The sequence below is a fragment of the Flagellimonas sp. 2504JD1-5 genome (assembly GCF_053618295.1).
Genome location: NZ_JBSIOU010000001.1, coordinates 1,671,091 through 1,693,624 on the forward strand (window position 1 = coordinate 1,671,091; position 22,534 = coordinate 1,693,624).

22 protein-coding genes are annotated in these 22,534 nt (G+C 39.9%); 16 read left to right on the forward strand and 6 right to left on the reverse strand.

The genetic code is table 11. The annotated features are described in order from the left end of the window. Positions 1–30 precede the first annotated feature (30 nt). Positions 31–912, reverse strand: coding sequence for a bile acid:sodium symporter family protein (locus ACULLG_RS07425; protein ID WP_452126136.1), 882 nt, complete (start codon positions 910–912; stop codon positions 31–33). A gap of 461 nt (positions 913–1,373) precedes the next feature. Between ACULLG_RS07425 and dnaG the strand changes: the two genes are divergently transcribed. Beyond that, positions 1,374–3,347: a DNA primase gene (gene dnaG / locus ACULLG_RS07430; protein WP_452126137.1), complete on the forward strand. Its 1,974-nt coding sequence runs from the start codon at positions 1,374–1,376 to the stop codon at positions 3,345–3,347. Between the two features lie 52 nt (positions 3,348–3,399). Here the strand turns inward: dnaG and ACULLG_RS07435 are convergent, their stop codons facing one another. Together ACULLG_RS07435 and nadE are read right to left on the reverse strand one after the other, a co-directional pair. Beyond that, positions 3,400–4,029, reverse strand: a complete 630-nt coding sequence (locus ACULLG_RS07435) for a response regulator (protein WP_420321738.1) — start codon at positions 4,027–4,029, stop codon at positions 3,400–3,402. A 156-nt stretch (positions 4,030–4,185) separates the two neighbouring features. Beyond that, positions 4,186–4,974 carry an NAD(+) synthase gene (nadE, locus tag ACULLG_RS07440; protein WP_452126138.1) on the reverse strand — a complete coding sequence of 263 codons (789 nt, stop codon included), beginning with the start codon at positions 4,972–4,974 and terminating at the stop codon, positions 4,186–4,188. Positions 4,975–5,040: 66 nt separating this feature from the next. Here nadE and gldB point away from each other — a divergent pair, with 66 nt between their 5' ends. Next, positions 5,041–6,030, forward strand: a complete 990-nt coding sequence (gene gldB, locus ACULLG_RS07445) for a gliding motility lipoprotein GldB (protein WP_452126139.1) — start codon at positions 5,041–5,043, stop codon at positions 6,028–6,030. After that, positions 6,031–6,363, forward strand: coding sequence for a gliding motility protein GldC (gldC, locus tag ACULLG_RS07450; RefSeq protein ID WP_452126140.1), 333 nt, complete (start codon positions 6,031–6,033; stop codon positions 6,361–6,363). Between the two features lie 2 nt (positions 6,364–6,365). On the opposite strand, the gene ACULLG_RS07455 is transcribed toward gldC, so the two are convergent. Further along, a complete protein-coding gene (locus ACULLG_RS07455) occupies positions 6,366–6,866 on the reverse strand; it encodes a hypothetical protein (protein ID WP_452126141.1) in 501 nt (166 codons plus the stop codon). Positions 6,867–7,051: 185 nt separating this feature from the next. Here ACULLG_RS07455 and ACULLG_RS07460 point away from each other — a divergent pair, with 185 nt between their 5' ends. Beyond that, positions 7,052–7,426 (forward strand): GTPase, encoded by a 375-nt coding sequence (locus ACULLG_RS07460; protein ID WP_452126142.1) that lies wholly within the window; start codon positions 7,052–7,054, stop codon positions 7,424–7,426. A 4-nt stretch (positions 7,427–7,430) separates the two neighbouring features. Here the strand turns inward: ACULLG_RS07460 and yihA are convergent, their stop codons facing one another. Both yihA and ACULLG_RS07470 read right to left on the reverse strand, forming a co-directional pair. Next, complete coding sequence (yihA, locus tag ACULLG_RS07465; protein ID WP_452126143.1) at positions 7,431–8,042, reverse strand: ribosome biogenesis GTP-binding protein YihA/YsxC; 612 nt, start codon at positions 8,040–8,042, stop codon at positions 7,431–7,433. Between the two features lie 3 nt (positions 8,043–8,045). Next, entirely contained in the window at positions 8,046–8,810 is a 765-nt protein-coding gene (locus tag ACULLG_RS07470; protein WP_452126144.1) for an alpha/beta fold hydrolase, read from the reverse strand. Positions 8,811–9,074: 264 nt separating this feature from the next. Between ACULLG_RS07470 and ACULLG_RS07475 the strand changes: the two genes are divergently transcribed. The 12 genes from ACULLG_RS07475 to ftsA are packed head-to-tail and all read left to right on the forward strand — an operon-like array spanning position 9,075 to position 22,506. Beyond that, positions 9,075–9,530, forward strand: a complete 456-nt coding sequence (locus tag ACULLG_RS07475) for a division/cell wall cluster transcriptional repressor MraZ (RefSeq protein ID WP_452126145.1) — start codon at positions 9,075–9,077, stop codon at positions 9,528–9,530. Beyond that, entirely contained in the window at positions 9,523–10,425 is a 903-nt protein-coding gene (gene rsmH / locus ACULLG_RS07480; protein ID WP_452126146.1) for a 16S rRNA (cytosine(1402)-N(4))-methyltransferase RsmH, read from the forward strand. Before ACULLG_RS07475 ends, rsmH begins: the two co-directional genes overlap by 8 nt. Before the next feature lie 15 nt (positions 10,426–10,440). Continuing rightward, positions 10,441–10,758, forward strand: coding sequence for an FtsL-like putative cell division protein (locus ACULLG_RS07485; RefSeq protein WP_190811295.1), 318 nt, complete (start codon positions 10,441–10,443; stop codon positions 10,756–10,758). After that, on the forward strand, positions 10,758–12,767 hold the full coding sequence (locus tag ACULLG_RS07490; RefSeq protein WP_452126147.1) for a penicillin-binding protein: 2,010 nt from the start codon (positions 10,758–10,760) through the stop codon (positions 12,765–12,767). The genes ACULLG_RS07485 and ACULLG_RS07490 overlap by 1 nt, the downstream gene beginning before the upstream one ends. After that, positions 12,764–14,227: a UDP-N-acetylmuramoyl-L-alanyl-D-glutamate--2,6-diaminopimelate ligase gene (locus ACULLG_RS07495; RefSeq protein WP_452126148.1), complete on the forward strand. Its 1,464-nt coding sequence runs from the start codon at positions 12,764–12,766 to the stop codon at positions 14,225–14,227. Before ACULLG_RS07490 ends, ACULLG_RS07495 begins: the two co-directional genes overlap by 4 nt. An 8-nt stretch (positions 14,228–14,235) precedes the next feature. Beyond that, positions 14,236–15,456 carry a phospho-N-acetylmuramoyl-pentapeptide-transferase gene (gene mraY / locus ACULLG_RS07500; RefSeq protein ID WP_452126149.1) on the forward strand — a complete coding sequence of 407 codons (1,221 nt, stop codon included), beginning with the start codon at positions 14,236–14,238 and terminating at the stop codon, positions 15,454–15,456. After that, positions 15,456–16,790, forward strand: coding sequence for a UDP-N-acetylmuramoyl-L-alanine--D-glutamate ligase (gene murD, locus ACULLG_RS07505; RefSeq protein WP_452126150.1), 1,335 nt, complete (start codon positions 15,456–15,458; stop codon positions 16,788–16,790). Before mraY ends, murD begins: the two co-directional genes overlap by 1 nt. 11 nt (positions 16,791–16,801) lie before the next feature. After that, the gene (locus tag ACULLG_RS07510; protein WP_452126151.1) at positions 16,802–18,010 is read left to right on the forward strand and encodes an FtsW/RodA/SpoVE family cell cycle protein; all 1,209 of its coding nucleotides are present in this window, start codon (positions 16,802–16,804) and stop codon (positions 18,008–18,010) included. Further along, positions 17,997–19,106 (forward strand): undecaprenyldiphospho-muramoylpentapeptide beta-N-acetylglucosaminyltransferase, encoded by a 1,110-nt coding sequence (gene murG / locus ACULLG_RS07515; RefSeq protein WP_452126152.1) that lies wholly within the window; start codon positions 17,997–17,999, stop codon positions 19,104–19,106. The genes ACULLG_RS07510 and murG overlap by 14 nt, the downstream gene beginning before the upstream one ends. A 9-nt stretch (positions 19,107–19,115) precedes the next feature. Further along, positions 19,116–20,468, forward strand: a complete 1,353-nt coding sequence (gene murC, locus ACULLG_RS07520; RefSeq protein ID WP_452126153.1) for a UDP-N-acetylmuramate--L-alanine ligase — start codon at positions 19,116–19,118, stop codon at positions 20,466–20,468. Further along, positions 20,458–21,177: a cell division protein FtsQ/DivIB gene (locus tag ACULLG_RS07525; protein WP_452126154.1), complete on the forward strand. Its 720-nt coding sequence runs from the start codon at positions 20,458–20,460 to the stop codon at positions 21,175–21,177. The genes murC and ACULLG_RS07525 overlap by 11 nt, the downstream gene beginning before the upstream one ends. A 3-nt stretch (positions 21,178–21,180) precedes the next feature. After that, positions 21,181–22,506 (forward strand): cell division protein FtsA, encoded by a 1,326-nt coding sequence (gene ftsA / locus ACULLG_RS07530; protein ID WP_452126155.1) that lies wholly within the window; start codon positions 21,181–21,183, stop codon positions 22,504–22,506. Positions 22,507–22,534: the final 28 nt, after the last annotated feature.

Consider the following 22,534-nt stretch of genomic DNA (forward strand, 5'->3'; position numbering starts at 1 on the left):
GTAAAGTCGACTATGCAACTGGGTGAATCATTAATTTGGATTGGATGCCAAATCCTTTCGTCTTCCCAGTGTCAACATTAAGATTCCTCCAGTAGCGAACATCCAAATAGAATAGGCACCTGTAGGAATTCCCATTTCTATATTGTTCAGGATTGTGGTCGCAATTACAAAGGCGAGGGTTCCATTCTGAATACCGCTTTCAACCGTAATTGAAATGGCTTCTTTTAAATTCAGTCGAAGCAATTTGGCAGAGAAGTATCCCAAGCTCATGGTTGCTAAATTAAGAAGCAAGGTCACTGGCCCCACTTTTTTCATCGCTTCACCCAGTAATTTGAAATTAGCCGCAATCACTGCTATAAATATGAGTATAAAAATGACGGTGGAGGCTATTCGCATGGGTTTTTCCATCTTATGCGCAAAATCGGGTTTAAATCGGCGAATGATCATACCAATGGAGATGGGAATTACGGTAATTACCATTATTTGCAATATTGTATCCAAGATGGGCAATTTTATTGCAGTTTCGCTACCACTCCCAAAGTGATTAAGCGCATAGGAAATAATAAAAGGAATCGTAAGAATGCTCACAAAACTGGCAATGGCGGTTAAAGTAACCGAGAGTGCAATGTTTCCTTTGCTCACCAGGGTAATGAGGTTACTGGTAGGGCCACCGGGACAGGCTGCCAAAATCATGATGCCAACTGCCATAGTAGGATCTAAATCAAAAGCCCATGCAAGCAAAAATCCAATAAGGGGCAAAAAAATAAGCTGATTGGTAAGCCCCAACAAAACTCCTTTGGGGTATTTCACGATTCTTGCGAAATCTGCAGGAATCAAGGTCATCCCCATTCCAAGCATAATAATGGCAAGTGATAAGGGAAGCGCAACTTTGGTTAATATGGTTGTAATCATGAATTGGTTATTTCGATTTCTAATGGTGGTTGTATGAGGGAAAATACAATTTATTTGAAGATGATTAAAATGTCTGCTATCCTATCAAGCTAGGCACAAAGCTTCTAAACCCCATGCCTATCTTGGCAGGCAAGTATTCCTAATTCAGGAAAACTGACAAAAACTCTATTTCGGTTACCCTTTTGGAATTGGGGATTGAATTCTCACGGCTTTGATATTTGAACGGTATTTCATTAATATTCGATTAAGATGGTTGTCCTGGACAAGTCAAAGTAATCCAAAGAAAGAAAAGGATAAAAACTAGTCTCATTATGCCGCAGTTGATTTTAAGTAAAATGATAAATCTTTTTAAGATGGTTGTAGATTGATTGACGGATTTGGAATATGATCTGACCAAAAAAACCATTTCTAGGAAAATTTCGTTTTTTAATTACCTTTAAAGGCTATTTTAAAACACCGAGTTGATTTCAAAAAACACCATAGACCAAGTTTACGAAACCGCCCGTTTGGAGGAGGTTATCGGGGACTTTGTGCAGTTGAAGAAATCAGGCTCCAACTTTAAGGGCTTAAGCCCTTTTACCGATGAGCGTACCCCAAGTTTTATGGTATCGCCCGTCAAGCAGATTTGGAAGGATTTTAGTAGTGGCAAGGGAGGCAATGTGGTGGCTTTTTTAATGGAACACGAGCATTTTACCTACCCGGAGGCCATAAAATACCTCGCCAAAAAGTACAATATTGAGATTGAGGAGACCGAGCAGACCAACGAACAAAAGGAGCAGGCCAATGAAAGGGAAAGCATGTATCTGGTCTCGGAATATGCGCAAAAATATTTTACCAAAACACTCTGGGACTCCGAACCGGGCAAAGCCATTGGACTCACCTATTTTAAGGAACGTGGTTTTACCGATGAAACCATAAAAAAGTTCGGATTGGGATATGGCCTGGATGAATGGGAGGCCTTTACCAAAGCTGCGTTGGAAAATGGGTATCAGCTAGAATTTCTCGAAAAAACGGGTTTAACTATTGTTAAAGAGCAAGCAGGGGGTGAAGCTAGGAGATTTGACCGTTTTAAAGGGCGGGTGCTGTTTCCTATCCATTCCATGAGTGGAAGGGTACTTGGTTTTGGAGGTCGAATTTTGACCAACGATAAAAAAGCAGCCAAATATTTAAACTCCCCAGAAAGTGAGATTTACCATAAAAGTAAGGTGCTCTATGGTATTTATTTTGCCAAACAGGCCATTGCCAAGGAAGATAACTGCTATTTAGTTGAAGGTTATACCGATGTGATCCAATTTTATCAAAGTGGAGTACAAAATGTGGTAGCCTCTAGCGGAACCGCACTGACCCCAGAGCAAATACGCCTGATCAACAGACTTACCAAGAACATTACCGTGCTTTTTGATGGTGATGCAGCAGGTTTAAGGGCCTCTTTACGGGGAATAGACCTGATTTTGGAACAAGGCATGAATGTTAAGGTGTGCAGTTTCCCCGAAGGGGAAGACCCTGATAGTTTTGCCAAGAACAATACCTATGAAGATTTAGTGCTCTATTTGGAGGAGAATGCTAAAGATTTTATCCAATTTAAGACTTCCCTTTTGGCGGAAGAGGCCGCCAACGACCCCATAAAAAGGGCAGATACGGTCAGGGATATCGTAAATAGTATCAGCAAGATTCCGGATCGTATAAAAAAGGAAATCTACATTCAGGAATGCGCCAAAATAATGCAGATTTCCGAAGAGGTTTTGTACAATACCTTGGCACAAATTGACAAAAAGGGTTTTACCGATGCTGCTAAAAAGCAAAAGCAAGAACAAAAAGCTTTTGAGGTTGTAAAAAACGAGCAGAGCCTTGAAAAGGTGGATGTACAATACGAATTGGAGCGAAAAATTATTGAAATGCTTCTTTTGTACGGTAACCAAAAACAGGAATTTGAAGATTTAGTATTGAAGGAAAATGAAGAAGGCGATTTGGTTCTTGAACCTGAGGTGGTGGAAGCAAAAGTCTATGAAAAGGTATACCTTGACCTTCAAGAAGATGAAATAGAATTAACGAATGAGCAATTTAGAACTATCTATTATAAACTAATTGAGGATTTGAATGAGAGTGAGGATTTTGCAGTGAATGCGTTTTTGGCCAATTTGGATCAAGAAATGGTAAGTGAGGTATCCTCCATTTTAATGGAAGAGGAAAAATATACCTTGGATGATTGGACCCGAAAAGACATTTATCCCAAAGAAAAACAGCTGGGAGTGGCACAATTGGTAGGGGAAACCATTCTCACTTTGCGGTGCAACTTGATCAAAACACGTATCACGAAACTTCAGAAAAGCACTGAAGATAATAATGGTGACAATTCGGAAGTCTTGGAAGAAATTGTAAACTATTTACAACTAAACAAACTATTGAACGCTAAATTGAATAGAGTACTTTCCTAAAAACAAAAATCTCGGGTATATCCGAGATTTTCATCAGTTTGAACCGGTTATTTTAATAAAGTTCCAATGCTTTTGCTTGTTGCAAAAGGTCTACCAAGTTGTCCACATTCAATTTTTTCATCAAACGGGCCTTGTAGGTACTTACGGTTTTTTCGTTAAGATTCAATCCCTCGGCAACTTCTTTGTTACGTTTTCCGCTGGCCAGAAGTTTAAGAACTTCAACCTCGCGTGAGGATAATTTTCTAAAGAATCTTCGAGGTTTTTGGGTTCCTTCGTCAAATGCAAGACGTTGGGCCAATTCGTTGGTGATGAACATGTTGCCCTCACTAACTTTTCTAACAGCGGTGATAATGTAATCCAAATCGGCAGATTTTGCCAAATAACCGAAGGCTCCTGCACGTATGGTGCTTAGGGCGTACACGTCTTCAGATTGTCCACTGTACATTAGAGTTTTTACGTTGGGGAACTCCTGTTTCATTTTTCTTAAGGTTGCAATCCCATTGATTTCAGGAATATCCATTTCGAGCATTACAACATCGGGGGTAACTTTCTCCAACAATTCAAATAGTTCAGAAGTAGTCGAAACATCAGCAATGACTTCAATATCTGAACTAGATTCGAGCACTTGCTTAATGCCGAGTCGAACTATGGGATGGTTGTCAGCTATTAATACTTTAATCATTTGGTTTGAGTTTTATTCGTTGTTTAGTACTTAATTACTTACGCGGCGTGACGAGCAAGATAACAATTTGTAAGCGTAAAACTCCGTAATTTTTCTTAAAACCACAGAATTTCTATGGTTTTTTTCGTCTTAAGCTGGGATTTTTAGGTTGAAAGGTCATTTTAGGTGCTCAGGAATTTCACAAATAGGTATAGGAATCATCTTATGTTTGTTAGATGTATTAAACCTTTTGTATATAGAAAATACTTCTTTTTTTCTGTCAGAAAAGTCATCTAAATTTCTTCCAGCATCATCCATTTCCATGGCCCATTCCAATTCTGGGTACGATGCACCTATTTGGTCTTCATCCGTTCGGCTATCTCCCCAGAGCCCGTCGGTAGGAGCTGCTTCCATAATATCTTGGTTTATGCCCAGCTCCCTACCAAGTTCATAAACCTCGGTTTTCAATAAGTCGGCAATTGGACTCAGATCTACACCGCCATCACCATATTTGGTATAGAATCCAACGCCAAAATCCTCTACTTTGTTACCGGTACCAGCCACCAAATAGCCTTTTAGGGCTGCAAAATAGTATAATGTGGTCATGCGTAACCTGGCCCGGGTGTTGGCAAGGGACATAAAACGGTCCTCTTCCTTTTCAACCTTGGGGAATGAATCAACCAAGCTGTCAAAGACTGGAGTTAGGTTTACCTGTTGGCGAGAAGTGTTTGGATAATTCTCGATTAACCAATCAATATGCCCATCAGCACGGGTAACTTGGTTTTTGCCTTGGTGAATGGGCATTTCCAAACATAAAAGGTCAAGACCCGTCTTAGCGCAAAGTGTGGAGGTGACAGCCGAATCAATTCCGCCAGAAATACCGATGACAAAACCTTTGCAGTTTGCCTTCACCGCATAATCATTTAACCACTTTACAATGTGCTTTATTACCTTTTTGGTTTGCATACCTTATATATTAGATTCAATAAATTACCTTTGTTGGCTGTAAATTTAAACGGTGTTGCGCTAAAAATGAAGAGGTTGTCAAAATACTTGGGATTTCACCCATATATCCTTCTAGTTTTATCGGTTTCAATCATATACTTGGCATGCAAAGAGGTTGATAAGACCGAAGAATCAATTGCAAAAATTTCCATCGACCTTACTGTTTCACGATTTGATAGGGAATTTGCAAGTGCTACTGCAAAAGACATTCCTACTTTAAAAACTAAATATCCATACCTTTTTCCAAACCAATACCCCGATAGTATTTGGGTGGCCAAGCTAACGGATACTATACAGATTGAATTATCACATGAAGTGGATAAGGCTTTTGGCGACTTTGACGAACAAATCAAGGAGCTCGAATCTCTTTTTCAACATATAGGCCATTATTTTTCGGGATACAAAACTCCCAAAGTGGTTACGGTGACCTCCGATGTAAGATACAATGACAGAATCATATTGACAGACTCGCTATTACTGATTGGATTGGATAATTATTTGGGGTCTGAGCATCATTTTTACGAAAGCATTCAAAGGTACATTGCTGCTGGACTTGATAAAAATTACTTAACCTCGGATGTGGCCAGCGCCTTTGCCAAGACGGTTTTACAATACCCTCGTAATCGAACTTTTTTGTCTAGAATGGTTTATTATGGTAAAGAATTGTACCTAAAGGATAAATTATTGCCCCATACTATGGACGCTCAAAAAATCACATATACCGCGGAGGAAATGAAATGGGCAATGGAAAACGAAGAACAGATTTGGCGCTACTTTGTGGAAAGAGAATTACTGTACAATACCGATGCTACCTTAGATAGACGTTTTTTGGATCCCGCCCCGTTTTCAAAATTTGGATTGGAACTGGATAATCAGTCGCCAGGTAGAGTGGGAAGGTATATTGGATGGCAGATTGTGAGGGCGTTCATGGCAAACAATGATGTAACGTTACATCAAATGTTGGGCTTGCCGGCGGATGAAATTTTTAACAGATCAAAATACAAACCAAGAAAATAGATGGCAATAGCACATACTTCCGAAATAAAACTTACCGTAGAACTGGATGAAAATCGTGTTCCTGAAGGGCTGAAATGGTCAGCTGTAGATGGCGGAATAAAAAATGAAGAGGCCAAAGCGATGATGCTTTCCGTCTGGGACAGCAAGAACAGGGAATCTTTGAAAATAGACCTTTGGACCAAGGACATGCCTGTTGATGAGATGAAAATTTTCTTTCATCAAACCTTGGTCACCATGACAGATACCTTTATGAAAGCAACCCAAGATGAAAAAATGACCGCCACCATGAAGGATTTTTGCGACTACTTTGCCGAAAAGTTGGAGCTGAAATAAACCTATGAATCCAACGGATGATGCAACCTGTTGAACAACTCCCATTTTACACCCTTTAAATTTAAATCGCGTGCAATTTTCTGTTTTGTTGGTCTGATTAGAAAAAAATAAAAAAGAATTGCAGTGGACAGCGCAATGAAAATGAGATTTTGTTTGATAAAAAATGATGCTATTCCAAATAACATAGCGGATTCCACCAAGGCGTAGTTAATAATACAGGCCGTCTGGAACTGCATCAATTGTTGTTTTAGACTCGTTGTAGGGTGAATATTTTTGACCGATTGTTTGAAAATGAAATGCCCTGTAAAAATGCAGGATAAAGTAAAGACGGGGACCACAATTAAAAACAAGTTATCAGCTTCTGCAATGGTGAAATGTGAATCTTGAACGGTACGATAAGAAATTATACCCAAAACAATTGGTGCAATTGCCAATCCTAAATGTATAATGGACAAATTCCAAATAAATCCACCAGACGTGACTTGATTGGTCTGTTTTTCCATAGAATTAAGGAAGGATTTCTTAATGCATAAAGGAATATAAAATTAGGATACCCTAAATACGGCAATTGATCAAACCCCTATATGAAACAAACTATACAGGGTTTGATTTGACAGTCATGCAAAAAATTACAGCCGTGTTGTTAATTTTGCCATGTTTTTTGGACTAAAAGGTCTGTTATTCAACTATGGGAGTAGAAAAGGATACGAAATTGCTATTTGTTTACAATGCCGATTCAGGTGTAAGGAATGCAATTTTGGATAGTATGCACAAGGTTTTTAGTCCATCAACATATGATTGCAATCTTTGCGATATCACTTTTGGGCTAGTTTCGGAAAATAAGGTCTGGAAAAAGTTCAGAGAAGAAAGCCAACACCAAATGGTTTTTCTACATAAAGATGAGTTTGTTAAAATGTATGCTTCAAAGTTTGGCCACAAATTCATTTTCCCCATCGTACTTGCTGAAAATGGAAATGAATTGGAAATTTTGATTTCGACGAAGGAACTGAACAGTTTAAAAACTGCTAAAGAATTGGTGCAGCTGGTCAAAAAAAGAAAATAGCGAATTACTGTGTTGCAAAGAATTCGGAGTTGATGCCATCAATATAACTGAGCAACTCTTCGCGACCTATATGTTTTGCCGAAGAGGTAATAAAATGCGGAGGTGTTTCTTCCCAGGCCCCATCAAGTAATTTTTGAAGATATACATTGGCCTGTTTTTCAATTACGGCAGGCTTTAATTTATCCGCTTTGGTAAAAATGATGGCGAACGGGATTTGATGGGTGCCCAACCATTCCATAAATTCCAAATCCACGGGTTGTGGTTCATGCCTTATATCTACAAGTACAAACCCGCAGACCAATTGCTTTCTTTTTTCAAAATACTCCGTAATATATTTCTGAAAAATCTTTTTATCCTTTTTGGACACACGGGCATAACCGTATCCGGGTAAATCTACCAAAAACCAATTTTTATTTATTTTAAAATGGTTGATAAGCTGGGTCTTTCCTGGGCGACCAGAAATTTTGGCCAAACCTTTCTGGTCCATGAGCATATTGATCAATGAAGATTTGCCAACATTGGAACGTCCGATAAATGCATATTCGGGCAATGGTTCATTGGGGCATTTGGCCACATTGGAATTGCTCATCACAAATTCGGCCGAGGTAATTTTCATAGCTTAGAAATTCCGCTGGTTGAGCCAAGCTTCAAGAATCTTGTTAAAATCCTCTGGGTGTTCCATCATGGGGGCATGACCACATTTTTCTATCCAGAACAAATCCGAATCAGGTAGCAGTTCATGAAATTCTTTGGCAACGTTCGGTGGGGTCACCGAATCGTTTTCACCCCAAATTATACAAGTGGGGGTATCCATATGTGGTAGGTCCTTTGCCATATTATGCCGTATGGCACTTTTGGCGATGGCCAATGTTTTTACCAATTTCATGCGATCGTTCACAGTGGCAAACACCTCGTCCACAATCTCCTTTGTGGCAACTGCAGGGTCGTAAAAGACATCTTGGGCTTTCTTTTTGATGAATTCGTAATCCCCACGTTTCGGATATCCGTCGCCCATGGCACTTTCATAAAGACCAGAGCTACCGGTAATCACCAAAGCTTTGACCATTTCTGGAAACATTTTGGTGTGCAGGAGTCCAATATGGCCACCAAGAGAATTGCCCAAAAGAATAACATCTTTCAGTCCTTTGAACTCAATAAAGCCCTCTAAAAACTTAGCGAAGTTTTTCACCGTGGTTTTAAGCATGGGCATTTCGTATATGGGAAGTTCAGGGATAAGTACCTTATAACCTTTTGATGGAAAATAGTCAGATACCCCTTGAAAATTGCTCAATCCACCCATTAATCCATGTAATATGATCATGGGAGTGCCTTCTCCTTTTTCAATGTAACGGTATTTGCCTTCCTTGATGATTTGTTCTTCCATCTAAAGTTAGTTGGTGCTAAGAAGGGCAAATATAGGCAATTCATATCACACCATTTTAGGCTTAATAACCTTCATGGAATAGGAGTTTTTATGTCAATTCTACGCTCCTATAAATCAAATACAAACAGGCGCAGATTTTTGAGGACAAAATAGATTGAATTTCATTGAAAAGTGGAAAATTTATCAACAATGTGTAGTTTAGTGGAGAAATGTGGAAATAAAATCTATATATTTGAGTTATTATTCTTAACCAATTGATTTCTAGTGACCCATATCATAGGACAACACGATTGTAAAGCTGATGCCAAAGGAAGGGTAATTCTACCTATATCCCTAAAGAATCAGCTGTTGCCTGTTTTAAAGGAGGGCTTTGTAATCAAACGATCCGTTTTTCAGCAATGTTTAGAGCTGTATCCGAAAGAAGAGTTTGATGTACTGATGGAAAAGGTCATGAAGAAAGGAAAAATCAATCGAAAATACGATGCCTTTGTTCGAAATTTTGTCGCTGGCATGCAGGAAGTGGCTATTGATGGGGATACGGGAAGATTGCAGATACCCAAAAACTTGGTCACCTATGCGGAAATAGGTAAAGAAGTTGTGCTTAATGCGGTTTTTGATAAAATAGAAATCTGGAATAAGGATAAATACGAAGCGGTCTTGGCCGAAGGTGAAAAAGACTATGCCGATTTGGCGGAGGAGATTTTTGACGACGATGACTAGCGCGTATCACAACCCGGTAATGCTCCAAGAATCGGTAGACGGGTTGGACATTAAAGAAAATGGGGTGTATGTCGATGTCACCTTTGGTGGCGGAGGGCATTCCAAAGAGATTTTAAGAAGATTGGGGAGTGAAGGTAGGTTGTTGGCCTTTGATCAAGATGAAGATGCACTGGCAAATGCCATTGAAGATGAAAGGTTTCAATTGATCAATCAAAACTTTCAATTTCTCAAACAATATTTAAAGTTCTATGGCATTCGGAAAGTTGATGGAATCTTAGCTGATTTTGGAGTTTCATCCCACCAGTTCGATGAGGCGGACAGGGGTTTTTCAATTCGTTTCAATGCGGATTTGGATATGCGGATGAACCGGAACGATCAATTGTCGGCCTTTGAAGTGGTCAACAAGTATTCAGAAAAAGATTTGGCTTCTGTTTTATTTCAATATGGTGAATTGCGAAATGCAAATGCCATGGCAAAAGCAATAGTTCAGTCTAGGAAAGAAGATACTATTAAAACCACTGACGATTTGAAGAAGGTGTTGAATAGGTTTTTGCCAAAAATGAAGGAAAACAAAATTTTGGCGCAAATCTATCAAGCCATCCGTATTGAGGTCAACCAAGAGATTGAGGTACTCAAAGCATTTTTGCTCCAAGTGCCCGAGGTGTTGAAGGAAGGCGGGAGGTTGAGTTTGATAAGTTACCATTCGTTAGAGGATCGTTTGGTAAAACGCTTTATCAGGGCAGGACAATTTGAAGGAGAACCAGAAAAGGATTTTTATGGAAATATTGATGTTCCACTAAAGAAGGTCGGAGGTTTAATAGTTCCATCAGCAGAAGAGATAGCAAAGAACAACCGCGCCCGGAGTGCAAAACTCCGAATTGCAGAACGAATATAATAACCGAACACAAAAATGAAAAAGGGAATACTGGATTTATTGAAAGGAAAGTTTTTGGTGAGCGGAGACGCTCCCAAAAACTGGATGTTCTTGCTGTTTGCTTCTTTCCTGGCGGCAATGATGATTTCCAGTAGTCACAATGCAGACAAGAAAGTGCATGAAATTGCCGCTTTGAGCGAAGAAGTAAGAAAGCTGAAGAGCGAGTTCTTCGAACACCGTTCCATGGTCCAGCAAATGAAGCTGGAGTCGACCTTACGGCAGACCGTCGCCGTTGAAGGGTTGAAACCATCAAAAATTCCACCACAAAAAATAAAGGTTAAATCGAATAAATAGTGGCGATAACCGAAAAAAATATCATGAACAGACTTTACTTGGTTGCAGGAGGTCTGCTAGTCTTCGCTATTTGTGTTGTGGTGAAGTTGGTGGACATCCAAATGATCAAGGGCGAGGACTATAAGGAATTGGCATTGAACAAGACTGAAAAAATGTTCACCATTGAGCCAAATCGCGGAAACCTATATTCCGATGATGGGAGTTTGTTGGCTGCCTCAGTTCCTAAGTATGAGATTCGGTTTGATGCTAAAACAGTGTCCAGCGAAAACTTTCAAAACAATGTAGCTGCACTTTCCGATTCGTTGGCAAATCTTTTTAATAAACCGTCATCCTATTACAGGCAGCTTTTTAGAAAAGCACGGGCCAATGGGAATCGATACAAGCTAGTTGCCAGAAATGTGGATTATTTGGACTACGTGCGAATCAAGCAGTTTCCGCTGTTCAAATTGGGCCCCTATAAAGGTGGTTTTATTGAGACACATCGTGTGGTAAGGGAATATCCGCTGGGTAAAATGGCGGCGCGGAGTATTGGATACGAACGTGTGGATGAAAATGGTTACTATACCAGAGTGGGGCTTGATGGTGCTTTTGGCGAGCGGTATTTGAGAGGTAAGGAAGGAAAGAGGCTCAAGCAAAAAATAGCAAAAGGACAATGGAAGCCCGTGGGACTTGATAATATTGTTGAGCCTCAAGATGGACTGGACGTTGTTTCCACTATTGATATAAATATTCAGGACATCGCCCATCACGAGCTTTTGGCCCAGCTCGAAAAATATAATGCTGATCACGGTTGTGTGGTAGTTATGGAAACTGCTACAGGAGAAATCAAGGCAATTTCCAATTTAGGTCGTACTTCCGAAGGAAAATATTACGAAAAACTGAATTATGCGGTTGGAGAATCACATGAACCTGGCTCAACGTTCAAGTTGATGTCCATGGTGGCTGCCCTTGAAGACAAGGTTATCGATACCAGCACAGTAATCGATACTGAAAAGGGGAGGTATCGTATTTATGACCGCGTTGTTAAGGATTCAAAATGGGGAGGATATGGTAAAATATCGGCTTCGCATGCCTTTGCGGTCTCTTCAAACACTGCATTTGCCAAAATTATCCATGAAAACTATAAAGAAAACCCTGGGAAATTTGTCAATCGCTTGATGAACATGGGCCTTCATAAAAAATTGGGGTTGCCGATAATCGGTGAAGGGAATCCTGTGATTCGTTACCCTGGTGACAAAGGATGGTCTGGTATATCCCTGGGGTGGATGTCGCACGGATACGAAGTATCTCTAACGCCAATACAGACCCTGGCATTTTATAATGCCATAGCCAATGATGGTGAATTTGTGAAACCTAGATTGATCAAGGCCGTAAGGGAAGGAAATAAAATCTTAAAGAAGTTTGACAAAGAAGTGGTAAACCCATCCATCTGTTCCAAAGAAACAGTGAACAAGGTTCAGCAGTTGCTCAAAGATGTGATTGAAAAGGATTATGGTACAGGAAATGGTCTGTACTCCAAGAGCTTTTCAATGGCTGGAAAAACAGGAACTACGCAAAAGAACTATGTGGCCAAAGATCCCGATAAGATGGCGTACATCTCATCTTTTGCAGGGTATTTTCCGGCGGATAACCCAAAATACTCCTGTATAGTGGTCATCCATGAACCTGATAAGACGGTTGGTTATTATGGGGCGGATGTGTCAGGTCCTGTTTTTAAATCGATGGCGCAAAAAATCTATACTACATCCCCTACAGTGGATGAGGTCGAAGGAAAGGCCTTAAATGAAAAGGAACTGGAAGAAAGATATGAGAAATATTACGCCAAGGCCCAGGAAAAATACAATCAAGTGCCAAATGTAAAAGGTATGTGCGGAATGGATGCCATTTCCCTGTTGGAGAATTTGGGATTACAGGTTGAAGTGAGAGGTAATGGAAAAGTCAGAAAACAGTCGGTAGTTCAAGGAACGGATATTGATCAGGTTAAAAAAATTGTATTGGAACTTTCATGAAATTATTGAAGGACATATTATATAAAGTGAGCCTGTCAGTGGTAACTGGCGATACCAATGTAATGGTCAATCACATTCATTTTGATTCGCGTAAAGTGGAAATGGACGATGTTTTTGTTGCTGTACGCGGTTTAATTACTGATGGGCACAAATACATTGAAAAAGCCATAGAGTCTGGTGCCAAAGCGGTGGTTTGTGAAGAGCTTCCCGAGATTTTGGTGAATGGAGTAACGTATTTAAAAGTTCCGGACAGCAACAGTGCTTTGGCTACCATCGCTGCCAATTTTTACGATAATCCATCCAAAAATTTAAAATTGGTTGGAATTACTGGGACAAATGGGAAAACTACAGTGAGTACTTTGCTGTATCGTTTGTTCAAGAAAGCTGGGTTTAAAGTCGGATTGATATCCACCATTAAAGTTATGGTAGATGATGTCGAGCATCCTGCTACCCATACTACTCCAGATGTGTTGACCATCAACGAATATCTCTCCCAAATGAATGAAGAAGGAGTGGAGTTTTGCTTTATGGAAGTGAGTTCTCATGGTATCCACCAAAAAAGGTCGGAAAGTCTACATTTCGAGGGAGCGATCTTTACCAATCTTTCACACGACCATTTGGACTATCACAAAACATTTGCAGAATACCGTGATACCAAGAAAAAGCTTTTTGATGATTTGCCCAAGAATGCTTTTGCACTGACCAATATCGATGATAAAAACGGGCCGGTGATGCTTCAGAATACAAGAGCAAAAAAATATACCTATGCGTTAAAATCGTATGCCGATTATAGGGCCCAGATTTTGGAAAAACAGTTCAACGGACAGCTTTTAAAGATTGATGAAAATGAACTTTGGTCTAAATTGATAGGAGATTTTAATGCCTACAACCTTCTGGCCATTTACGCCACTGCAGACATTTTGGGTCTTGAAAAAATGGAGACACTCCAATTGATCAGTGAATTGGAAAATGTAGATGGAAGATTTCAATATTACATATCAAAAAATAAAATAACGGCAATTGTTGATTATGCCCATACTCCGGACGCGTTAAAAAATGTGTTGATTACTATCAATGCATTGAGGACTGGAAATGAAAACGTCATCACCGTAGTGGGGTGTGGTGGTGACCGTGATAAGTCTAAGCGTCCGGTTATGGGTCATATCGCATCCGAAATGAGCAATCAGGCAATTTTTACATCTGACAATCCAAGAACTGAACCACCTTCAGTAATCATCGAAGAGATGGAGGCTGGTGTGGAGCCCCAAAACACCAAAAAAGTCTTGTCCATTGAAAATAGAAAGCAGGCCATCAAAACCGCATGCAAGTTGGCTCTGTCCAACGATATCATTTTAGTGGCAGGTAAAGGGCACGAAACCTATCAGGAAACCAATGGGAAAAGAGTGGATTTTGATGATTTTAAAGAAGTGAAAGCGGCTTTGGCCGATTTAAATAAATAATGTAGCCCATGTTATACTACTTGTTCGATTATTTAGAGAAACAATACCAACTGCCGGGAGCAAGCCTTTTTGGGTTCTTGACTTTCAGGGCGGCAATGGCCGTATTGTTATCTCTTTTGATCGCCATGGTCTATGGTAAACGCATCATTCTATTCCTGCAAAAAAAACAGATAGGTGAGAGCATCCGTGATCTAGGACTTGAAGGTCAACAGCAAAAAGCAGGGACCCCTACTATGGGCGGGTTGATTATTATCATGTCTACACTTTTACCGGTCTTGCTGTTCGCAGATATTAAAAACATCTACGTCATTCTTTTGATTATTACCACCATTTGGATGGGCATAATTGGTTTCATAGATGATTATATCAAAATCTTTAAAAAAGACAAAGAGGGACTAAAAGGTCGATTTAAAATCATGGGGCAGGTAACCTTGGGTTTGATCGTGGGCTCCGTTTTGTATTTCCATCCTCAAGTAACCATAAAGGAAAAAGATACTACAAGAATTACAGCTGACTTTAAGGTAGAAGAAGTTTTTGGTCAAGAAATGAAGGCCGTTAAGACCAATGTTCCCTTTATGAAGGGCAATGAGCTTGATTATGCCGATTGGATCTCTTGGGCAGGAGAAGGAATGGCTGATTATGCATGGTTGATTTTTATTCCTGTGGTAATTTTCATTATTACTGCGGTTTCCAATGGTGCTAATTTAACAGATGGAATAGATGGTTTGGCAGCCGGTTCATCCGCGATAATTGTGCTGACTTTGGGAATTTTCACATGGGTTTCTGGTAATATCGAATTCTCAGATTATTTGGACATTTTTTACCTGCCAAGAGTAGGGGAGTTAGTGGTATTTATTGCGGCATTTGTCGGTGCCTTGGTTGGATTTCTTTGGTACAATGCCTATCCCGCTCAAGTATTTATGGGCGATACGGGAAGTTTAACCATAGGTGGGGTTATTGCGGTAATTGCAATCATTGTGCGAAAAGAATTGTTGATTCCATTATTGTGCGGAATCTTCTTTGCCGAAACACTATCAGTAATGCTGCAGGTCAGTTATTTTAAAAGAACAAAGAAGAAGTATGGTGAAGGAAAACGATTGTTTCTAATGGCACCCTTACACCATCATTTTCAAAAGAAATTATATCACGAGAGCAAAATAGTCACACGATTTTGGATTATAGGCATCCTGTTGGCCATTGTTAGTATAGTGACACTTAAGATCAGATAATGGCTCGTTTGGTGATTCTTGGAGGAAGAGAAAGTGGCGTGGGAGTAGCCATTTTGGGAAAGAAAAAGGAATTTGAAGTCTTTGTCTCGGACAAAGGAGAAATAAAAGAGCAGTACAGCAACGTTCTTAAACATTTTGAGATTGAATGGGAGTCGGGCAAGCATACCGAATCTAAAATTCTAAATGCAGATGTGGTGATGAAAAGCCCTGGTATTCCCGATAAGGTACCGTTGGTGCAAAAACTGGTTGAAAAGGGCATCCCTGTAATTTCTGAGATTGAGTTTGCCTCAAAATACACAAACGCAACCTTGATTGGGATTACTGGAAGCAATGGCAAGACCACAACGACCATGTTGACTCACCATTTATTGAAAGATGGTGGATTGAATGCAGGTATGGCCGGTAATATTGGAGATAGCTATGCTAAAATGGTAGCTGAAAGGGATTTTGACCAGTATGTGCTGGAAATAAGTAGCTTTCAGCTGGATGGGATAAGGGATTTCAAACCGCATATCGCCATTCTGACCAACATCACACCAGATCATTTGGACCGATATGATTATCAGTTTGAAAAGTATATCGCTTCAAAATTTCGAATTGCCATGAATCAGGATGGGAACGATTACTTGATTTATGATGCAGATGACGAAATAATTCAAGATTGGCTTAAGAAACATCCAATTCAATCCAAATTGATTCCCTTTTCCTTAAAGGAAAGGCAAGAACAAGGAGCTTGGCTCGAAAATGAAACAATAAAAATGAACGTAGAACATAAAACCTTGGAAATGAGTACAGATATTTTGGCCCTGCAAGGGCAACACAACGTTAAAAATACCATGGCGGCAGGTTTGGCCGCACTTTTGGTCAACGTGAGGAAGGAAACTATCCGTAATAGTATTCAAACATTCCAGGGTGTTCCACATCGACTGGAGCAGGTATTGAAGATAAACCACGTAGAATACATAAACGATTCCAAAGCAACCAATGTAAATGCCACCTATTATGCCCTTGATGGTATTAAGAAACCAATTGTTTGGATTGCAGGTGGCGTTGATAAAGGCAATGATTATTCAGAATTAATGCCTTTGGTTCGTGAAAAAGTAAAGGCAATTATCTGCTTGGGAATGGATAATTCCAAATTAAAAGATGCTTTTGGAAATGTGATTGATCTAATGGTAGAAACCTATTCCATGGAAGAAGCCATAAAAGTGGCCTATAAAATCTCTGAAAGAGGTGATTCCGTATTGCTTTCGCCAGCATGCGCAAGTTTCGACCTTTTCGAAAATTATGAGGATCGTGGAAATCAGTTTAAGACCGCGGTTAAAAATCTATAAATAAGAATAAAGTGTTGGCAGTGTTTAAAAATTTGAAAGGTGATAAAGCCATTTGGGGTGTAGTGGCCCTTTTGGCGCTTTTCTCGTTTTTACCGGTTTACAGTGCCAGTACCAATTTGGTGTATGTAAATGATGATGGCACCACCATCGGACATTTGGTAAAGCACGCAGTGTTGTTGTTTTTAGGCTTTGGAATCATCTACGCTGTGCATCGTATACCAACACATTATTTTAAAGGACTTTCTATCATTGCTTTGCCCATAGTGCTTATTCTTTTGGCGTACACCTTGACTGTTGAGACCAAAATAGGGGGGGTGACCGCCAACCGATGGATCAAGATTCCGTTTGTTGGCGTTAACTTTCAGACCTCGACTTTGGCATCGGTAGTATTGATGATATGGATTGCTCGGTATTTGACCAAAATCAAAGATGTGGCCATTACTTTTAAAGAAAGCATCTTGCCACTCTGGTTACCCACTGCTTTAGTTGTTTTGCTCATTTTACCTGAGAATTTTTCCACAGCGGCCATTATTTGCCTTTTGGTTTTGGTACTCTGCTTTTTGGGAGGATATCCATTAAAATATTTGTTCAGCATTGTTGGAGCAGGACTGGTGCTGGCTTCCATGTTTTTGTTTGTAGTGTTTAAAACTCCTGAAGTCATTCCAGGGCAGCGGGCCACTACCTGGAAATCAAGAATAGAAACCTTTTGGAGCCCCGAAAAGGCAGGAAAAGATGATTTACACCAATTGACTTTGGCCAAAATAGCCATCGCCGAAGGTGGCGTTGTAGGCAAGGGAGCTGGAAAAAGCGTAATCAAAAACATGCTTTCGCAGAGTACATCCGATTTCATTTTTGCCATCATTATTGAAGAATATGGACTGCTGGGAGGTGGTGCATTGCTGTTTTTCTATTTGTTATTGCTATTTCGAATAGTGGTGGTTGCGAATTCGGCCAAAACGGTTTTTTCAAAACTGTTGGTAATAGGTGTGGGATTGCCTATAGTTTTTCAAGCCTTTATTAATATGGCGGTAGTGGTGCAATTATTTCCGGTTACCGGACAACCCTTGCCTTTGATAAGTATGGGGGGTACATCCATATGGATGACCTGTATGGCGATAGGAATCGTACTTAGTGCGAGCAACAAAAAGGAGAATTTAGAGGAGGAATCCTATGATATAGATGAAAGTAATCCTTTAGAAGTGTTAAGTGGACAATTATAGGTTTATACTTTCTGGAGGAGGTACGGGAGGACATATTTATCCGGCAATAGCCATCGCCAATGAGCTTAAAAAAAGACACCCAGAGTCAGAGTTTTTGTTCGTGGGGGCGAAGGATAAGATGGAAATGGAAAAAGTACCGCAGGCGGGGTATAAAATCGAAGGTCTGTGGATAAGTGGATTGCAACGGAAACTGACTTTAAAAAATCTCATGTTTCCATTTAAACTGATCAGTAGTTTGTTTAGAGCACATAACATAGTTAAAAAGTTTCAGCCCGATGTTGCCATTGGTACAGGTGGCTTCGCTAGTGGACCGTTGTTAAAAATGGCTGCCGGCAAGGGAATTCCTTGTGTGCTCCAGGAACAAAACTCCTATGCAGGAATAACCAATAAGCTGTTAGCAGGAAGGGCTAAAACCATTTGTGTGGCCTATGATGGGATGGAAAAGTTCTTTCCACAGGAAAAAATACTCAAGACTGGAAATCCCGTGCGTTCCGATTTGGTCGACCTTAAGGTTGATAGAGCTGAGGCTATTCAATTTTTTGGATTGAATCCCGAAAAAAAGACGGTTTTGGTTATCGGTGGAAGTTTAGGAGCCAGAAGAATCAACCAATTGATAGAAAAGGAGCTTGGATTTTTCGAAGAGAATGCAATCCAGCTGGTATGGCAATGCGGTAAACTTTATCACGAAGAGTATAAAAAATATGACTCAGAGACCGTCAAGGTAAAAGCATTTCTAAATAAAATGGACTATGCCTATGCGGTGGCGGATTTTATCATATCAAGAGCTGGTGCTGGATCGGTATCTGAGCTTTGTTTGGTTGGGAAGCCCGTGGTTTTTATCCCATCGCCTAACGTTGCAGAAGACCATCAAACCAAAAATGCCTCGGCATTGGTCGTAAAGCAAGCGGCTATTATGCTGAAGGAAAACGAATTGGACCAAAAATTTGAAAAAACTTTTTTGGAATTGATGAATTCTAATGATATACAGGATTCGTTGGGGCAAAACATCAAGAAATTGGCTTTGCCAAAGGCAACCGAGCATATTGTTGATGAAATAGATAAGTTGCTGAAAAGTAAAAATGAGCTTGAACTTTAGACTTAATTTTTGAACTTAAAAAATATACATAACGTCTTTTTTATTGGCATTGGAGGGATAGGTATGTCCGCATTGGCACGCTATTTCAATTTTGTAGGTAAGCAAGTTATTGGTTACGACAAAACCCAAACTCCAATCACGGATGAATTGGTCGATAAAGGCATAAAAGTTCATTTTGAAGACGATTTGGGTTTAATACCTGAATCTTTTAATAATATTCAGGATACTTTGGTGGTTTATACCCCGGCTGTTCCAGAATCCCACTCACAGTTACAATTTTTCAGAAGCAATGGTTTTGAAGTAAAAAAACGTTCCGAAGTACTGGGCATTATAACAAAAGACACTTTTTGTTTTGCTGTAGCGGGCACGCACGGCAAAACGACTACGTCGTGTATTTTGGCGCATATCCTTAAAGAGACGGGCACGCCATTAACCGCATTTTTGGGTGGGATTTCAGAAGATTTCAATAGCAATTTTGTTCTCGAGGGAACCAAATACTCGGTAGTGGAGGCGGATGAATTTGATCGCTCCTTTTTGCAATTATCACCCAATGTTGCCTGTGTCACCTCTATGGATGCCGATCATCTGGACATTTATGGAACGGATACGGCCTTACAGCAATCCTTTGTTGATTTTACAAAAAAACTTAAGCCCGAAGGAATCCTTTTTGTTCGAAACGGGTTGCCTTTGGGTGGATATACCTATGGTATCGAAGATGATGCCGATTATCGTATAGAAAATATTTCAATTGAACGTGGTACCTACGTATTTGATTTAGTCACGCCCTCCGAAATTTTAAAACAAGTTCGTTTTAGCAAACCTGGAAGGCATAATCTGCTCAATGGATTAGCTGCTTTTGCAATGGCGGTGCAAATAGGGACCCCACCCCACCGCCTAGCCGAAGCTTTGGGTACGTTCAAGGGCGTACAACGCAGATTTTCATATCAAATTAAGGAGAGGGATTTTGTGTTCATTGATGATTATGCGCACCACCCTACTGAAATTAATGCAGTTCATGATGCCGTTAGGGAAATGCATCCCAATGATCAGGTTACGGTAATTTTTCAACCGCACTTGTTTTCAAGAACAAAGGATTTTGCTGATGATTTTGCTTCGAGCCTTTCAAAGTTCGATGCAATATTGTTGATGGAGATTTATCCGGCCCGCGAAGAACCCATAGAAGGGATAACATCAACATGGCTTTTGGATAAAATTGACAACCCCAAAAAGAAATTGATCTCAAAATCGAACTTAATCGAAGAAGTGAAATATTGTAAAAAAGGAGTTTTGGTAACTATGGGCGCTGGAGATATTGGATTGGAAGTGCCAAAAATCAAAAAAGAATTGGCCTATGCGAGTTAATTGGAATTATATCAAACTTAGCCTATTGGGGGTTGCAGTAATTGCACTTTACGGCTTCTCAGATTATAGGAGTAAGCAAAAAAAAATAGCAGATATCTCTATTAATTTTTTGGGAGACAACAGTTTATATTTAACCGAAGCTTCGGTTAATAAAATGTTAATACAAAATTACGGGAGCCTTAAAAATAGGACTAAAGAACAATTAGCTTTGAATACCATAGAGGAGGTAATTCTGTCCAACGATATGGTAAAACAAGCCCAAGTCTATCTTACTGTAAATGGAGAACTTATATCTAAGATTGTTCAGCGTAAACCGATTGGAAGAATAGAGGGAGTCTCTAAATTTTATTTGGATGATTTAGGAGAGCGTATGCCACTTTCCAAGAATCATTCGGCAAGAGTTCCCATTATAACAGGCCAAATCACGGGTAAAACCCTGGAGGATGCCTATACGATTCTCAATTATATAAACGAGGACGATTTTTTACGAAAAAATGTTATCGGCATTCATATTGAGGAAGAAGGTAAATATCAGCTCAAGTTTCGATTGGAAAACTTTGTGGTGAATTTAGGAGGAGTGGAGAACCTCAATGAGAAGTTCAAGAATTTCATGGCATTTTATGCCAAAGCAACCAAGGACAATTCTTTGGAAAAATATGCTGTTGTGAGTTTAGAATTTGACAATCAAGTGGTTTGCACCAAAATTTAAGATATGGAACAAGGTAAATATTCAGTTGGGTTGGACATTGGAACTACCAAGATCGTAGCGATTATCGGTAAAGAAAATGAATACGGTAAAATTGAGATTTTAGGAACGGGAAAGTCCAAAAGTTTGGGTGTACACCGCGGCGTGGTCAATAATATTACCCAAACCATTTCCTCTATCCAGCAAGCAGTGGAACAGGCGGAGGTAGATGCAGGGCTGAAAATAGGCTCCGTTGTGGTTGGTATAGCTGGTCAGCATATCAGAAGCCTTCAGCATAGCGATTACATTACCAGGCCAAATTCAGAAGAGGTCATCAATGATGATGATTTGGAAAAACTGTGCAACCAAGTGTACAAATTGGTAATGCTTCCAGGTGAGGAAATTATCCATGTACTACCTCAGGAATATAAAGTGGATGGACAATGTGAAATCAAAGAACCCAAAGGAATGTATGGCGGTCGTTTAGAGGCCAACTTCCATGTTGTGGTCGGTCAAGTTTCCTCCATAAAAAATATTGGACGGTGCATCAAAAGTGCAGGACTAGATCTTGGAAACATCACTTTGGAGCCGTTGGCATCAGCAGAAGCGGTCTTGAGTCAAGAAGAAAAAGAAGCAGGAGTTGCTTTGATTGATATAGGAGGTGGAACAACCGATTTGGCCATTTTCAAGGATGGAATAATCCGGCATACCTCGGTAATTCCATTTGGCGGAAATGTGATTACTGAAGATATCAAAGAGGGCTGTTCCATTATTGAAAAGCAAGCCGAACTTTTAAAGATAAAATTTGGTTCAGCTTGGCCAGGAGAAAATAAGGATAACGAGATTGTTTCAATTCCTGGTTTGCGAGGTCGTGAACCTAAAGAGATAACGTTAAAAAATCTGTCCAAAATAATCCATGCCCGCGTGGTTGAGATTATTGAGCAGGTATACGTCGAAATCAAAAACTACGGACACGAAGAACAAAAGAAAAAACTGATAGCTGGAATTGTTTTGACAGGTGGTGGAAGTCAACTGAAACACTTAAAACAATTGGTGGAATACATCACAGGCATGGATACCCGCATTGGATATCCTAACGAACATTTAGCTGGAGATTCAGATGAAGAAGTAGCCAGTCCATTGTATGCCACAGCGGTTGGGCTGCTTATGAATGCTCTGGAGACCACCAGCAACAGCATATCGGAAAGCGAAATGGAGCAAGAGGAAGAGGAAGTCTTGGTTGGACAAGAAAATGTAGTAGGTCAGTCGGTAAAAACACAGACGGCCCCAAGAAAATCAATTTTTGATAAATGGTCTGAGAAATTGAAGGATTTCTTGGACAATGCAGAATAATAACCCCTAAACAACAAACAAAAAACTG

Bases quoted from the DNA above. Each gene is read 5' to 3' on its own strand.
- ACULLG_RS07425 (WP_452126136.1), bottom strand. From the start codon at position 912: ATGATTACAACCATATTAACCAAAGTTGCGCTTCCCTTATCACTTGCC.
- mraY (WP_452126149.1), top strand. From the start codon at position 14,236: ATGTTATACTACTTGTTCGATTATTTAGAGAAACAATACCAACTGCCG.
- murD (WP_452126150.1), top strand. From the start codon at position 15,456: ATGGCTCGTTTGGTGATTCTTGGAGGAAGAGAAAGTGGCGTGGGAGTA.
- gldB (WP_452126139.1), top strand. From the start codon at position 5,041: ATGAAGAGGTTGTCAAAATACTTGGGATTTCACCCATATATCCTTCTA.
- ACULLG_RS07495 (WP_452126148.1), top strand. From the start codon at position 12,764: ATGAAATTATTGAAGGACATATTATATAAAGTGAGCCTGTCAGTGGTA.
- ACULLG_RS07525 (WP_452126154.1), top strand. From the start codon at position 20,458: ATGCGAGTTAATTGGAATTATATCAAACTTAGCCTATTGGGGGTTGCA.
- ACULLG_RS07455 (WP_452126141.1), bottom strand. From the start codon at position 6,866: ATGGAAAAACAGACCAATCAAGTCACGTCTGGTGGATTTATTTGGAAT.
- gldC (WP_452126140.1), top strand. From the start codon at position 6,031: ATGGCAATAGCACATACTTCCGAAATAAAACTTACCGTAGAACTGGAT.
- ACULLG_RS07470 (WP_452126144.1), bottom strand. From the start codon at position 8,810: ATGGAAGAACAAATCATCAAGGAAGGCAAATACCGTTACATTGAAAAA.
- rsmH (WP_452126146.1), top strand. From the start codon at position 9,523: ATGACTAGCGCGTATCACAACCCGGTAATGCTCCAAGAATCGGTAGAC.
- ACULLG_RS07485 (WP_190811295.1), top strand. From the start codon at position 10,441: ATGAAAAAGGGAATACTGGATTTATTGAAAGGAAAGTTTTTGGTGAGC.
- nadE (WP_452126138.1), bottom strand. From the start codon at position 4,974: ATGCAAACCAAAAAGGTAATAAAGCACATTGTAAAGTGGTTAAATGAT.
- ACULLG_RS07460 (WP_452126142.1), top strand. From the start codon at position 7,052: ATGGGAGTAGAAAAGGATACGAAATTGCTATTTGTTTACAATGCCGAT.
- yihA (WP_452126143.1), bottom strand. From the start codon at position 8,042: ATGAAAATTACCTCGGCCGAATTTGTGATGAGCAATTCCAATGTGGCC.
- ACULLG_RS07435 (WP_420321738.1), bottom strand. From the start codon at position 4,029: ATGATTAAAGTATTAATAGCTGACAACCATCCCATAGTTCGACTCGGC.
- ftsA (WP_452126155.1), top strand. From the start codon at position 21,181: ATGGAACAAGGTAAATATTCAGTTGGGTTGGACATTGGAACTACCAAG.